The sequence below is a fragment of the Abyssisolibacter sp. ZYX002 genome, from assembly GCF_056892235.1.
This window is the reverse complement of sequence record NZ_JARMXH010000001.1, coordinates 265,155-279,303: the sequence shown is the minus strand read 5'-3', so window position 1 is coordinate 279,303 and position 14,149 is coordinate 265,155. Positions and strand designations below refer to the sequence as shown.

Here is a 14,149-nt window from a genome sequence, read left to right as displayed (position 1 = left end):
ACTTTTTTATTTTACTTTTAATCAACTCTCTTAATAACAGCACCCAGTTTTCTTAGATTCACGTCTAACATATCATATCCTCTTTCTGTATGATATATATTATCTATCTCAGTAATGCCTTCAGCTGCGAGTCCTGCAAGAACAAGGCTTGCTCCGCCTCTTAAATCTTTTGCAGTTACCTTTGCACCTGTAAGCTTTTTAACTCCTTTAATAACAGCAACTCTATCTATTGTTGTTATATTAGCTCCCATTCTTGTAAGCTCTGGAACATGTTTGTATCTGTTTTCAAATATAGTCTCAGTTATCAAACTAGTGCCATTTGATATAGTTAGCACTGCCATCATTTGTGCTTGCATATCTGTTGGATATCCCGGATAAGGTGATGTTTTGATTGATTCAATTGCCTGAATCTCTTTAGGTCCAACAATTTTTAAAGTAGTGCAGTTACTATATATTTTACATCCTGCTTCTCTCAACTTAGATATAATAGATTGTATATGTTCAGTGTCTATATTTTTTAACACAATCTCTCCATTTGTTATAGCTGCTGCAGTCATATATGTCCCCGCAACTATTCTATCAGGAATAATTGAATATTCAACACTCTTAAGTTCATTTACTCCTTCAATCCTTATCACGCTTGTTCCTGCTCCGTAAATTTTACCACCTGCTTTGTTTAAATAGTTTTGCAAATCTACTATTTCAGGCTCTTTAGCTGCATTCCTTATAACAGTCAGCCCCTTAGCTTTTACAGCGGCAAGCATTATGTTCTCAGTTGCACCAACGCTTGGATAATCAAGTAATATGTCACTACCAATAAGTTTACTTGCTTTACATTCTATGAATCCATATGATTCATTAATTTCAACACCTAGCTGCTTTAATGCTTTCAGATGCAAATCAATTGGTCTAGTCCCTATCTCACATCCACCTGGATGAGATATCTTAACCTCACCACATCTGCTAAGCATCGCTCCCATTAATATTATAGATGATCTCATTTCTCTAACTAAATCTTCCGGAATTTTTACAGTACTAATATTTTTAGAATTAACTGATACAATATCTCCAACTCTACTTACTTTACATCCAATATTATTTAGTATCTTCATCATTATTTTGAAATCATTTATTAATGGTACATTCATAATAGTACTAAATCCATTATTAATAATAGTAGCAGCTAGAATAGGAAGAACAGAATTTTTAGCTCCATTGATAGAAATTTCTCCTACCAATCTTCTTCCACCTTCTACTATATATCTTGTCATCATTACACCTCCAGATTATGCAAAGCTATGTAAACAATATATAATCATAGTATGCATATTAAAATGAAGGTGTTACTACTCTGGCTATATGTGGCTTTTTATTAACTGATAGATATCATCTATTGATTCTCTTTTGCCTAGTCTTTTTGAAGCCTCTCTCATATCTGCTAGTCTTTCTTTATCATTCAACAGTGTGTGTATATTTTTGTAAAGTAACTCTCCAGTTAGCTCTTTTTCTAATAAAACAACACTTGCCCCTTTTTCCTCTAGTGCTCTAGCATTATACTCTTGATGATTCTCAGTAGTATACGCCTTTGGTATGAGAATCGTAGGCACTCCTACAGCAGTAAACTCCGCTATAGTGATAGCTCCTCCACTCCCAATAATTAAATCTGCCACTGCCATAGCTTCTGGCATGTCATACATATATGGTAATATTCTAATAGATTTATTTAAATTATTAACTCCTGCTTCCTTAAGTTGTTTGATAAATTCATCATAGTGTCCTTTACCTGTTACGTGTATTAGTTGTATATCAGATAGCTTGTTAAGTCTCTTTACTACGTGTACCATAGCTTTATTCAAACTTCTCTGTCCTCCGCTACCTCCAAAACTTACAACCGTTTTTTTATCGCCATCTATACTTAACTTATTTGAAGCATCAACTTTATCAATCTCAAAGAAATCTTCTCTTATAGGATTACCTGTTATGGTAATCTTACTTTTATGTTTAAAATATTTTTTGCTCTCCTCGAAACTACAGGCAATACTATCAACAAAACGTGACAATATCCTATTTGTTGCGCCCGGAAATGCATTTTGTTCATGAATAACAGTCGGTATTTTCATTAGTGAGGCTACCAACACTACAGGTCCACACACATATCCTCCAGTACCTATAACTATATCAGGCTTAAATACTTTTATAATCTTTCTTGCATCATTTATACCCTTAAACATCTTATTTACAGTCTTAATTGTACCTATAGATAACTTTCTTCTAAACCCTTCAACTCTAATAGTCTTAAAATCAAAACCTTCCCTAGGAACCAATTCACTTTCCATACTTTTTTCAGTTCCTACGTACAATATCTTGACATCTTTTATTTCCTTTTTTATTTTTTTAGCAATTGACAGTGCAGGATAAATATGTCCTCCAGTACCTCCACCTGTAATTAATACTTTCATCTATCTCAACTCCTATTTATGCTGTCATATTTAGATATGTTTAACAATATACCTGCTGCCGACAAGTACATTAATAGCGATGTACCTCCCTCGCTAACAAACGGCAATGGTATACCTGTTGGTGGCATAGATGAAGTTACAACCGCTATATGTACAATAGATTGAACGGTAAACAGTGCAACTATACCTGCTGCCAAAAGACATCCGAACATATCTTTTGCCCCTAGAGATATTTTGATACCTCTCCATATAATTACTAGCATCAATAGAATAACTAATATGCATCCTATAAACCCTAATTCTTCACCTATAATGGAAAATATAAAATCATTATATGGCTCTGGTATGTAAAAAAACTTCTGTCTGCTTTGCCCTAATCCTAAGCCAAATAATCCGCCAGAACCTAGTGCATATAGTGATTGAACAGCCTGCCAGCCAGTAGATGTTTTATAAGCAAATGGATCTAGAAAAGAAACTACCCTGTTAATTCTAAAGCCCTCAGCTAATATTGCACCTGTAGCTGCCATTATACCAGCAAAACCTAATGCTACTAATTGATACATCTTCATACCTGCTAAAAATAGTATTATCCCTAATGCCATTCCTAGTACTGCACAGGTACTTAAATCTTTCTGTATAATTATAGACCCACAAGCAACTCCAATTATCATTAGTGATGGAATTACTCCCATTTTAAAGTCTTTTATAATGTCTTTTTTACGAGACAAAAATGCACATAAAAGTATTATTGCCCCTAGTTTCATAGATTCAGATGGCATAAAAGTAGTAACACCCAAATCTATCCATCTTCTTCCACCTTTTATTACTATCCCCATAGGTGTAAACAACAATGCTGTAAGTCCTAAACATCCTATAAAAATCACATTACTCAATTTTTGTAGCACTCTATAGTTTAGATTCATAAAAAATATCATTGCTACTACACCAACAACAGCATTTTTAAGTTGCTTCTTTAAGAAAAAATAGGGATCGTTAAATTTCCCGTATGCATCAGGATAACTAGAACTAAATACCATTACAATACCAATAAAAACTAGAAAAATCACAGCTATTAATAACATAAAATCACTTGATTTTTTCTGGGTCATTCATTAGACCTCCTTAAATCATTAACACATTTTTTAAAATGATTACCTCTTTGCTCAAAATTACTATACATATCCCAACTAGCACAAGCTGGAGATAGTAATACATTGTAACCATCTTTAGCAAATGAGTAAGCAGTACTTACCGCTTCCTTCATATCCTCTACTATATATATATTAGAAAATCCTAAATTTATGGCTGTATTTTCTATTTGTTTTGCTGTCTCTCCCATCAATATCAGTGTTTCTACTTTACCATTAAAAGCACTTATGAATTCTTTAAAGTCATAACCTTTATCATACCCTCCAGCAATTAATACAATAGGACTAGCTACTGCCTCTAATGCTTTTATAGATGAATCAAGATTTGTACCCTTTGAATCATTATAGTAAGTTACTCCATTTATAGTATCTACTTCTTCTAGTCTGTGTTCATCAGTTTTAAAGCTTTGTAATGTATCTTTTATTACTTCTTTATCAACCCCTAAAATCCACGAAACAGCAATTGCTGCCAAGGAATTTTCTAGGTTATGCTTTCCTATTATTCTGATATCATTACATTTCATAAGTTTTTTACTGTGTCCATCTATATTTACTATAATATCATTTCCATCAACATATATGCCATTAGCAATTTTTTCCTCAGTGCTAAAGTATATTATATTTGAATTGATTTCATCACTGATATTTCTTAAAAGTTTATCATCATAGTTTAGCACTGTGTAATCATACAAATCTTGATTAGCATATATTTTTTTCTTAGCGTTCATATAGTTTTCAAAACTACCGTGCCATTTCAGATGGTCAGGTGTTATGTTCGTAAATACGCTAATCTTTGGTTTAAATTTGCTTGTATTTTCAAGTTGGAAGCTACTGCATTCAATAACAAATATATCATTTTTTTCACAGTTAACCACTTCCCATAATATACCAACTCCTATATTACCAGTAACATGTACTTTTTCATTTGCCCCCTTAAGCATTTCTCCTATAAGAGCTGTAGTTGTTGTTTTACCATTAGTTCCTGTTATAGCTACCATTGTATTATCTGACATTCTATAAGCAAGTTCTATATCAGTTACTATCTCTATATTCTTTTCTCTAGCTTTTTTTAGTATCTCTACACCTAAAGGTACTCCAGGGCTTTTTACAACTAAATCTATATCTTTTACATCTATATTGTTTGTACCAAGATGATACTCTATATCATAGTCCTTTAGGTCATTTATGTATTTTGTAAGTTGTTCACTAGATTTACTATCACACACAACAACCTCTGCACCTAACTTACATAACGACTTCGCACTTGAAACTCCAGAAATTCCTAATCCTAGAACTAAAATTTTCTTATTTTTCAACATCGATTCACCTACTAACATTATTTAATTTATATTATATAGCCTACTCCATAAACCCCTACTATACATAGTAACGCTGTTACTGTCCAAAACACTGCTACAACTTTAACCTCAGACCATCCCTTTAACTCATAATGATGGTGAAGAGGACTCATTTTAAATACTCTTTTACCAGTCGTTTTAAAAGATATTACTTGTATTATTACTGATAGTGTTTCAGCAAAATATATACCTCCAACTATAGGGAGTATTAATGGTAAATTGAGCAGTACCGCTGCACCTGCAACAGCTCCTCCTAAAGAGAGACTCCCTAAATCTCCCATAAAAACCTTTGCTGGGAAAGCATTGTATCTCAAAAAACCCAAACATGCACCTGCTAAAGCACAGCTAAATATAGCTATGCTGTCATACCCTAGCTTTAAAGAAATAAGACTAAAAAATGACATTACTATCAAAGTAACTCCAGATGCTAATCCATCCAAACCATCGGTTAAGTTTACACTATTCACTGTTCCAACTATTACAAATACAATAAACGGAACGTAAAGGGGCCCTAAATCTACTAGATAATTTTCTGTAAATGGTATGAATATTTTAGTACCCATCGCTGAATTGTGAGATTGATAGACAGCAAGTCCTACAGCTATTATGACTTGTCCTAGTAACTTCTGATATGCTTTTAATCCTAGATTTCTTTTTAGAACAACCTTTATAAAATCATCTATAAAACCTAATAGTCCGTTTGCAATAGTAAAAATGAATAATACCATCAAATCCTTATTATAAGTCCCAGAAGATACTGTTGTAATCAATACCGCTAACAATATCATTATTCCACCCATAGTTGGTGTGCCACTTTTAGAAAGATGCCTCTGAGGTCCTTCTTCTCTAATACTTTGACCAACCTTCAATCTTCTTAACATTGGTATAACTAATGGTCCTAATATCAACATTATGGCGAAAGATATAATCACCGTTCTTATTATATCTTTATATTCTATCATACTTAAATCTCCTCTCATGTTAAATGCATCAGTAGTGTCATATATATTATACAGCCTACTTGATTTTTTTCATATTATATTATGATTAAATTTATGAGTATATTGTATTGTTCTATAAAAAAAAGTCAAATCCTCTATAAAAAACACCAGCATAATATGTTCAAATATTTCTTATATATATAATTATTACCAATATATGATAATTCTAAAATAAGTTTTTAAATAGGCAGCAAAGCTTCAAAGCATATAGCAAAACACCTAAAAGGGCTGTTAGAAAATAGTTTTAAAGTAACACTGGTATAACACATTTAATATCTCTATGTAAAACAGCCCTAACCTCAATTATAACACATATATTAATACATTAGTTAACTTGTTTACCATTTATATATAATTCCATCAAATGCCCTTTTTTAACTGTTGTTCCAGGCAATGGGTATTGATCTATTACTATATCTCCTTTTTTGACATCAACTATATCTGTATTGTATTTCAATCCCATAGAACTAAGCATTTTACCTGCTTCGGTAATTGTCTTATTCCTAACATCCGGTACTTTCAAATTGTTTTTTTCAATACTGTTTAATTCTTCCTCAGTATATCTTGGTTTTAAATTCAGATATTTCAGAGTATCCTCTACAACCGCTCCTGCAACAGGTGCTGCTATTTGACCTCCATAATATATTCCATTTGTTGGTTCATCTATAATTATTAATGCACATATTTGCGGATCATACGCAGGTGCTACAGCCATAAATGATGCTATATATCTTCCTTGAGCATATCTTCCATCAATAACCTTTTGGGCCGTACCTGTCTTACCACCAACATGATATCCTTTTACATATGCTTTTTTACCAGTACCTACTGAAACTACACTTTCGAGTATTTCAAGTAACGTTTTTGAAGTTTTCTCAGATACAACTCTCCTAACCACCTTAGTTTTATTTTCTTTTATTAAGTTACCTTCGTCATCAACTATTTCTTTAACTATTCTTGGTTTCATCAAATTCCCACCATTAGCTATTGCCGAAACCGCTGTTAATAGCTGTATAGGTGTTACTGCAATACCTTGACCAAATGAAATAGTTGCTAAATTGATTTCCTTTATATATTTAACGTCAGCAGGTATTATTCCTGATTGTTCTCCTGTTAATCTGATTCCAGTTTTTTTACCAAATCCAAATGCTTTAATATAATCGTACATTTTCTTAGCTCCAACTCTAAGACCAACTTCTACAAAAACCTCATTGCATGAATTCTGCACACCTTCCAGAAAAGTTTGACTACCATGAGGATTGTAATACCTCCAACATTTTATAGGCTTATAACTTTTTACTTGTCTTACAAAGCCATCACAATGAAATCTACTGTCCTTATTTACTACTCCCTCTTCTAGTCCCGCAGCAGCAGTGATAATTTTAAATGTAGATCCAGGCTCATAATTATCATTCACAGGAAAATTTCTCCATGCATCAAATATTTGTTTACTTTTATCAACCCAAGGTTTATTATCCCATACTTCTTTTTGATCTTCAGTCAATAGCTCCCATGGACTTTCTGGATTATACTGTAAGGTATTCTTGTCATTTAAATTATAGTCAGGCTTTGTTGCCATAGCTAAAATATCTCCAGTTTTAGGATCCATTATTATTATAGAAGCATGTTTAGCTTTATTTTTTACTAAAGCTTCATAAGCAGCTTTTTCTGCAAAATGTTGTATAGTTTCATCTAACGTTAATACCAAATTTTGACCATTCTTTGCTTCATATAGTCTTTCATTACCATAAGGTAACTCTTTTTGTTTTGCATCAACAGTCTTTATCCATCTACCTGATACCCCTTCTAATTCTTTATTATACGTCCTTTCAACGCCATATTGCCCCTTGTTGTCACTATCAGTATGACCGATAATATGTGATGCTATTTGCCCATATGTATAGTATCTTTTATTGTCGTCGACAATTTCTATGCCTTTTAAGTATTGTTTTCTTATTTTATTTGATATATCTTTTTCTATCCATCTCTTTATCTCTACTAAGCTCTGTTTCTTAGTTATGAGTTTATAAATTTTCTCTTCATCCATTTCTAATAACTGAGATAAAACGCTAGCTGTTTTTTTAGGATTAGTTATGTCAGCTGGTCTACACCATACTGTATCAAGATTTATATTAGTGGCCATCACTTTGCCGTTTCTATCGTATATGGTTCCTCTTTTAGGCCTAACTGGTATATCCTTAGTCCACTGCTCTAAAGCTTCATTTCTAAGCTTATCACCATCCAGTATCTGTATCTGAGACAACCTTCCAACTAGCAATACAAAAACTACAATAGCAACTACTAGCATTATGAATATTCTTTTCCTCGTTGTCACATTTGCTATATTCATAAATTTCCCCCTTAACAAATAGAATAAATAACCAAAGGGTGTCTATTGAGACACCCCCGAGGGCTGTTTCAAATCAGATAAAGTCCAAGGCATTGAATTTTACACAGATATACATGATTTGCATATAGCGTAATGTTTGGGCAACGCCATGTTTTACCATTGTAAGACAGCCCCTGTATATTATAAGTCATATGGCTAGGAGATATATTCCTGCATCTCCACATAATCCACTTTAGTATTTAGAACCTAAATTTCAATTTACTTTGAATATTTTAGGTTAAATTTTGATTATCTATTTGTTAATCAGAAATTATTTAATTATTAATGAATCCTAGCAATTTATTAAATGTTGACTTTAAAAAAGTATCTTTTTTCTCAGTTTTGTCTTCTTGATTGTCATCTATGATATCATTGACACTGACATATATTTTTTGTTCTTTAGTTGGATAAATCAAACCAGAATTAATCGCGGCTTCTTCTATCCAATCAGATTGCTTTACTTTATCTATTTCTATTTCAAGTAAATTTCTTTTTTCTATTAATTCTTTTTTGTGATCTTTTAAGCTAAGTAATTTGTAATTCAAACTAGATATATTTGCATTTAAAAGAAGCATCCCAATACACAATGAAAACACCAATATCGAACCTATCACTACCTTCACCTTGCTTCTAACAAGCATTTTATTTTGTGTTTTCTTCTTAGTAACTTTTCTTCTTTTTGTAGTTACAGTTGGTTTTGGTTTCGATTTATAACTAGTATCATATTCTTTTACTTGCCTTTTTGCTACTAACAATTTATTCAACCTCCGTATCTTTTAGAACTTATACTTTCTGTCCAACCCTTAATTTTGCACTTCTTGATCTACTATTTTCATTAATTTCTTCATCACTTGGTATAATAGGTTTCCTAGTTATAATCTTTAGCTCTCTTTTTTTATTACAAATGCATATTGGCACTTCTTTAGGACATACACAATCCTTATTTAAGTATTTAAAAGTCTCTTTAACGATCCTATCTTCTAGTGAATGGAACGTTATGATACATAGTCGGCCATCTTTGTTTAAACAATCACACATATCCATAATAGCTTGTCTTAAAATCTCAAGTTCGTTGTTTACTTCAATCCTAATAGCTTGGAATGTTCTTCTAGCTGGATGTGGTCCTTCCATTCTAACTTTTTTTGGAATAGCTTTTTTTATAACATTAACTAGTTCTAATGTAGTATTTATATCACCAGTAACTCTTTCATTAACAATGAACTCTGCTATCCTACTAGCCCAACGTTCTTCTCCATATTGTTTGATGATTCTAGTTAATTCTTCTTTAGAGTATTCGTTTACAACGTTCCATGCAGAGAAATCACTTGTTTTATTCATTCTCATATCTAATCTAGCATCATTATGAAACGAAAAACCTCTATCAGTATCATCTAACTGAAATGATGATACTCCCAAATCTAGTAGTATTCCATCTACTTTATCTATACCTAAATCATTTAAAACATTCTTTATATTCTTAAAGTTACTGTGCATGAACTCAACTTTTCCTTCATATTCGTTAAGTCTTTCTTTAGCTCTTTTTAATGCATACAAATCTTGATCTATGCCTATAAGTTTCCCTTTATTGAGTTTTTGTAGTATATGTTTAGAATGTCCAGCACCACCTAGTGTTCCATCTACATAAATACCATCACTTTTTATATTTAAATTCTCAATACATTCATCTAATAACACCGAAACGTGCTTTAATTCCAACTCAATCCACCTCATCTATATCTTTATATTCCTAGTTCAGCCATTTTTTCTGCAATGCTTTCATAACTTAAATCTTCATCATCATTGTAGTTATCCCATGAAGTCTTATCCCATATCTCTACTCTACCTGAAACTCCTATTACTATAGTTTCTTTTTCTAATTTAGCATGTTTTCTCAAATTTGCTGGTACTAATATTCTTCCCTGCTTATCGAGATCACATTCACAAGCCCCAGAAAAAAAGAATCTCACAAAAGCTCTAGCATCTTTCCTAGTAATAGGTAGTGTCTTTAACTTTTCCACTAATATATCCCATTCACTTTGAGGATATATAAAAAGACAATTATCAAGTCCTTTGGTCATAATAAATGTTTCCCCAAGTTCATCTCTGAACTTAGAAGGTATAATAATTCTTCCTTTTTTATCAATATTATGAGAATATTCACCAATAAACATTATTACACCTCATTTTAGGGAATCCACTCCACTTTGCACCACTTTAAACCACATTACTATTTGTTTTCTATAAAAAGTTTAAAAATCCTTCTAATTTGTTTATTAAATTTAAACATGATTAAAACTAGGAACAATGTCCTAGTTACGCACAAACTCTTACTTATATAGTTTTGTTTTCTTAAATATAGGAACATTTGCCTATAGTTGTTAATCTTATAAATATAAATTTGAACGAAAGGAGAGATTTTAATGAAAAAACTATTTAAAAAAACATCTAGCTTAGAAGTTTTTTTACCAACAAAATGTAGTTGTAATTGTTATAATAATAAAGCTATAGCAGATGACAAAACTTTTATTTCGATTCGCACTTTATTAGATCCACCAGGGAATTAAACAATACCACTACTTAAAATTCGAGTCTGCTGTGTAATTGGTGTAAACTAACAGTATATTAATAAAATTTAGAAGAAAGGAAGAATATCATGAAATCCTTAAAGAAAAATAAAATACAACAATCAACTATAACGCTTAATAAAACTTGCAATTGTTTTTGTAAAAATGTTCAGCAAGATGGTGCAAATGATGTAATCAATACTGTTATTAGCCATGGCGGGGTTATAGCTAGAAACTCATAAAGATATAAATATAATTAATCTACTTTTGTAAGTTCGTTTATTGTACAATTTTTTGGTGCAATAATGTTTTTCCTATTTCCTAAAGTCGAGATTTCCCTAAAATGAAAAATGGCTGTAGCACTAAATATTAGTGTAGCAGCCATATAGATTTTTACATTATTTTATTTTTATAGCACCTTGATCTCCAGTAATAGCATAAGCTTCTTCAGGTAATCCTTTACATGGACAGTGGCTTATCACTTCTCCTATGTAGTAAGTATAATTTTTTATTTGTTTATTCAGTTTTTGCATTACATAATCACTCCTTTACTTTTTATATATAGATAATAATAGGTTTTAATTTGTTCCAATTAGCGGCATGTATATTAAATAAGGAGCTACTCAAAAATTTGAGCTAACTCCTTTTCATTTAGTACATTTTGTCTTCTGGATGTATAGTTCCACCACCTGTAGCTTCATAAGCTTCTTCTGGAAGACCCATGCAAGGACAATGATTTGTAACCTCTCCTATGTAAAACGTACAATCTGCGATTCTCTTGTTTAGCTTTTTCATGATAATGCTCCTTTCTTTATCTTTATAATTTATATAGCATATAGATTATTATGAACTTCAATTTGTTCCAATAACATGTTAAAAATTTTCATTAAAATAGGGATGTCAGACTAGACATCCCTTAGATTGTTAACAAAGTCATCAAGATAACAGACTGTAGTAAAAGGTTAAGTTCAAGGCGTGTTAAAATTGAGTAGCAGAGCTTACTTAGAGGTAAGTGAGCAACGGAAATTTTAACAACAACGCAGAAATTGGGCTTTTTTCTACAGTCTAAGGGATGCCTGACTAGACATCCCTTAGATTCAAAGTTCTTATTTATCTATTCTATTAGCTACATTTTTCTTTCTTATAACCAATACGATTATTGATACAACTATAATTAAAGCACTAATTAATTGAGCTACTCTAAAGCTACCAAACATCAAGCTGTCTGTTCTAAGTCCTTCTATAAAGAATCTAGCAAATGAATATAGAATCAAGTAAAGTATAAAAACCTCACCTCTAGTATTTGCTTTATTTTTTCGATACCATATCAAAAATCCAAAAACTAGAAAATTCCATATCGATTCATACAAAAATGTTGGATGAACTTTTTGCCCGTCTATCATTATACCCCAAGGCAAATCTGTAGGTGTACCGAATGCTTCATGGTTAATAAAATTACCCCATCTACCAATTGCTTGCCCTAAAATGATACTAGGTGCTGTTATATCTGCCACTTGCCAAAAGCTAACTTTCTTTATTTTGCAGAATATTATTGCAGTAGCAACTGCACCAATTATTGCTCCATGTATAGCTAATCCGCCACCTCTAGTGTTTAGTATCTTTAATAGGTCACCTTTATAGTTATCCCATTGGAATGCTACATAATACAGTCTTGCTCCTACAACGGAAACTGGTATTGCAAATATCAGCAAATCTATTAAAGTTTCTTCTTTAAACCCTACTCTCCTGCATTCTCTAAGTGCAAAAACTATACCTAGTATTAATCCTAACGAAATCAATATACCATACCAACGTACAGCAATACCAAAAATCTCAAAAGCCACTGGATCCATCTTTATACCTCCAAATATATATTTATCTTGTTACGATAACCTATCCTATTAAGATTATAGGGCATAAGACAGCTCACGTCAACTTATCTAAAGAGGATTGATTACTGATAATGTGTGATTTTTGTCATTTAAATATTGTCTTAATCTATTTATTAAGTCTTCTGACTTCATGTTTTCTACTATTGCTATATAGTTAAACAATAAGAAATCATTAAAATAATATGATATGAAATTATTAGCTATAAAACTAACTGAATTCAAATCAGTAATGTGATAACCAATAAATTTCTTTTTAACTCTATCAAAATTTTCATTGATTAAATCCTCAATACCATCATCTTTAATATATTCCAGTATCTTAGTCAATAACTCTTTAGGTTTCTCCGATTCTCCGGAAATTAAAGTATGGCCATAATCTCTTTGTCCAATATACTGAAAACCAAAAGGTCCATTAACCAGTTTTGAATCATACATTTCTTGATAGAATTTCGAACTTTTAGAAAAAAGCATATCTATAAGCATTATAGTAGCTACTTCTTTTTTTACTAGCTCTTCTCCTTCATAGCCTATATCAGTATCCTTAAATCCAATTGTAAACAGTGGCTTTGCTACATCAAGCTTTTGCTCAACATAATCTTTGTTAACCGTTTTAGGTTCTATAGGATAATCTCTTTTTATCTCGTGATCTAAAATGTGTATATCTTTTCTCATACTTGATTCTATTTGATTAATTGCTTGATTAAAGTCTAAATCCCCTACCAAAAATAAAACCATATTTTTAGGATTGTAGAAAGTATTATAGCATTTATAAAGTATTTCTTTATCTATTTTATTAATGCTCTCTACAGTACCAGCTATATCTATTTTTACTGGATGGTTATGATACATACCATTTAGGCAGTTAAAAAACACTCTCCAGTTAGCATTGTCTTCATACATCTTTATCTCTTGTTCTATAATACCTTTTTCTTTCTCTACATTTTCATCTGTAAAGTAAGGATCCTGTACAAACTTTACTAACAAATCCAGATTCTCATTAAAATTATCAGTACATGAAAACAAGTAAGCAGTTTGATTAAAGTTGGTGTACGCATTAACATAAGAACCTAACTTTGAAAATTCATTAAATATATTGCCTTCTTTTTCTTCAAATAATTTATGTTCTAGAAAATGTGCAACACCATCTGGTACATCTATAAAATCATTCTCATTTATAGGTATAAACCTGCTATCTATTGAACCATAATTAGTTGCAAAAATAGCAAATTTAATAGTATATTGTGGTTTTGGTACATAAAACACCTTTAATCCATTCTCAAATTCATATGAGTACAATTCTTCATTAAGCTTAAAGCTCTCAACTTTTTTTAGGCTCAT

15 protein-coding genes are annotated in these 14,149 nt (G+C 31.5%); 2 read left to right on the top strand and 13 right to left on the bottom strand.

Annotated elements, in window-relative coordinates; genetic code table 11:
* Positions 1-17: 17 nt before the first annotated feature.
* From murA to mraZ, 9 genes are all read right to left on the bottom strand, one after another.
* Positions 18-1,271 carry a UDP-N-acetylglucosamine 1-carboxyvinyltransferase gene (gene murA, locus P3X86_RS01275; protein WP_483290812.1) on the bottom strand — a complete coding sequence of 418 codons (1,254 nt, stop codon included), beginning with the start codon at positions 1,269-1,271 and terminating at the stop codon, positions 18-20.
* Between the two features lie 84 nt (positions 1,272-1,355).
* Positions 1,356-2,459, bottom strand: a complete 1,104-nt coding sequence (gene murG / locus P3X86_RS01270; RefSeq protein ID WP_483290811.1) for an undecaprenyldiphospho-muramoylpentapeptide beta-N-acetylglucosaminyltransferase — start codon at positions 2,457-2,459, stop codon at positions 1,356-1,358.
* Positions 2,460-2,464: 5 nt separating this feature from the next.
* Positions 2,465-3,568, bottom strand: a complete 1,104-nt coding sequence (gene ftsW, locus P3X86_RS01265; protein ID WP_483290810.1) for a putative lipid II flippase FtsW — start codon at positions 3,566-3,568, stop codon at positions 2,465-2,467.
* The gene (gene murD / locus P3X86_RS01260; RefSeq protein WP_483290809.1) at positions 3,565-4,923 is read right to left on the bottom strand and encodes a UDP-N-acetylmuramoyl-L-alanine--D-glutamate ligase; all 1,359 of its coding nucleotides are present in this window, start codon (positions 4,921-4,923) and stop codon (positions 3,565-3,567) included. Before murD ends, ftsW begins: the two co-directional genes overlap by 4 nt.
* A 29-nt stretch (positions 4,924-4,952) precedes the next feature.
* Positions 4,953-5,927, bottom strand: coding sequence for a phospho-N-acetylmuramoyl-pentapeptide-transferase (gene mraY, locus P3X86_RS01255; RefSeq protein ID WP_483290808.1), 975 nt, complete (start codon positions 5,925-5,927; stop codon positions 4,953-4,955).
* 364 nt (positions 5,928-6,291) lie between these two features.
* Entirely contained in the window at positions 6,292-8,316 is a 2,025-nt protein-coding gene (locus P3X86_RS01250) for a stage V sporulation protein D (protein WP_483290807.1), read from the bottom strand.
* A 314-nt stretch (positions 8,317-8,630) separates the two neighbouring features.
* On the bottom strand, positions 8,631-9,110 hold the full coding sequence (locus P3X86_RS01245) for a hypothetical protein (RefSeq protein WP_483290806.1): 480 nt from the start codon (positions 9,108-9,110) through the stop codon (positions 8,631-8,633).
* Between the two features lie 28 nt (positions 9,111-9,138).
* Positions 9,139-10,071 (bottom strand): 16S rRNA (cytosine(1402)-N(4))-methyltransferase RsmH, encoded by a 933-nt coding sequence (gene rsmH, locus P3X86_RS01240; RefSeq protein ID WP_483290805.1) that lies wholly within the window; start codon positions 10,069-10,071, stop codon positions 9,139-9,141.
* A gap of 23 nt (positions 10,072-10,094) precedes the next feature.
* Positions 10,095-10,526 (bottom strand): division/cell wall cluster transcriptional repressor MraZ, encoded by a 432-nt coding sequence (gene mraZ / locus P3X86_RS01235; RefSeq protein WP_483290804.1) that lies wholly within the window; start codon positions 10,524-10,526, stop codon positions 10,095-10,097.
* Between the two features lie 249 nt (positions 10,527-10,775).
* On the opposite strand from mraZ, the gene P3X86_RS01230 reads away from it, so the two are divergent.
* Together P3X86_RS01230 and P3X86_RS01225 are read left to right on the top strand one after the other, a co-directional pair.
* Positions 10,776-10,919: a hypothetical protein gene (locus tag P3X86_RS01230; protein ID WP_483290803.1), complete on the top strand. Its 144-nt coding sequence runs from the start codon at positions 10,776-10,778 to the stop codon at positions 10,917-10,919.
* 89 nt (positions 10,920-11,008) lie between these two features.
* Positions 11,009-11,161, top strand: a complete 153-nt coding sequence (locus P3X86_RS01225; protein ID WP_483290802.1) for a hypothetical protein — start codon at positions 11,009-11,011, stop codon at positions 11,159-11,161.
* 156 nt (positions 11,162-11,317) lie between these two features.
* Here P3X86_RS01225 and P3X86_RS01220 read toward each other — a convergent pair whose 3' ends face one another.
* The 4 genes from P3X86_RS01220 to yfmH form a co-directional block, all read right to left on the bottom strand.
* Positions 11,318-11,452: a hypothetical protein gene (locus tag P3X86_RS01220; RefSeq protein WP_483290801.1), complete on the bottom strand. Its 135-nt coding sequence runs from the start codon at positions 11,450-11,452 to the stop codon at positions 11,318-11,320.
* A 118-nt stretch (positions 11,453-11,570) separates the two neighbouring features.
* Positions 11,571-11,714 (bottom strand): hypothetical protein, encoded by a 144-nt coding sequence (locus P3X86_RS01215; RefSeq protein WP_483290800.1) that lies wholly within the window; start codon positions 11,712-11,714, stop codon positions 11,571-11,573.
* Between the two features lie 311 nt (positions 11,715-12,025).
* Positions 12,026-12,772: a prolipoprotein diacylglyceryl transferase gene (gene lgt, locus P3X86_RS01210; RefSeq protein WP_483290799.1), complete on the bottom strand. Its 747-nt coding sequence runs from the start codon at positions 12,770-12,772 to the stop codon at positions 12,026-12,028.
* An 87-nt stretch (positions 12,773-12,859) separates the two neighbouring features.
* Entirely contained in the window at positions 12,860-14,149 is a 1,290-nt protein-coding gene (yfmH, locus tag P3X86_RS01205; RefSeq protein ID WP_483290798.1) for an EF-P 5-aminopentanol modification-associated protein YfmH, read from the bottom strand.

What these genes read in the sequence shown, in the direction of transcription:
- murA (WP_483290812.1), bottom strand. Translation starts at nt 1,271, where the DNA reads ATGACAAGATATATAGTAGAAGGTGGAAGAAGATTGGTAGGAGAAATT.
- murG (WP_483290811.1), bottom strand. Translation starts at nt 2,459, where the DNA reads ATGAAAGTATTAATTACAGGTGGAGGTACTGGAGGACATATTTATCCT.
- ftsW (WP_483290810.1), bottom strand. Translation starts at nt 3,568, where the DNA reads ATGACCCAGAAAAAATCAAGTGATTTTATGTTATTAATAGCTGTGATT.
- mraY (WP_483290808.1), bottom strand. Translation starts at nt 5,927, where the DNA reads ATGATAGAATATAAAGATATAATAAGAACGGTGATTATATCTTTCGCC.
- P3X86_RS01250 (WP_483290807.1), bottom strand. Translation starts at nt 8,316, where the DNA reads ATGAATATAGCAAATGTGACAACGAGGAAAAGAATATTCATAATGCTA.
- mraZ (WP_483290804.1), bottom strand. Translation starts at nt 10,526, where the DNA reads ATGTTTATTGGTGAATATTCTCATAATATTGATAAAAAAGGAAGAATT.
- P3X86_RS01230 (WP_483290803.1), top strand. Translation starts at nt 10,776, where the DNA reads ATGAAAAAACTATTTAAAAAAACATCTAGCTTAGAAGTTTTTTTACCA.
- P3X86_RS01225 (WP_483290802.1), top strand. Translation starts at nt 11,009, where the DNA reads ATGAAATCCTTAAAGAAAAATAAAATACAACAATCAACTATAACGCTT.
- P3X86_RS01220 (WP_483290801.1), bottom strand. Translation starts at nt 11,452, where the DNA reads ATGCAAAAACTGAATAAACAAATAAAAAATTATACTTACTACATAGGA.
- P3X86_RS01215 (WP_483290800.1), bottom strand. Translation starts at nt 11,714, where the DNA reads ATGAAAAAGCTAAACAAGAGAATCGCAGATTGTACGTTTTACATAGGA.
- lgt (WP_483290799.1), bottom strand. Translation starts at nt 12,772, where the DNA reads ATGGATCCAGTGGCTTTTGAGATTTTTGGTATTGCTGTACGTTGGTAT.
- yfmH (WP_483290798.1), bottom strand. Translation starts at nt 14,149, where the DNA reads ATGAGCCTAAAAAAAGTTGAGAGCTTTAAGCTTAATGAAGAATTGTAC.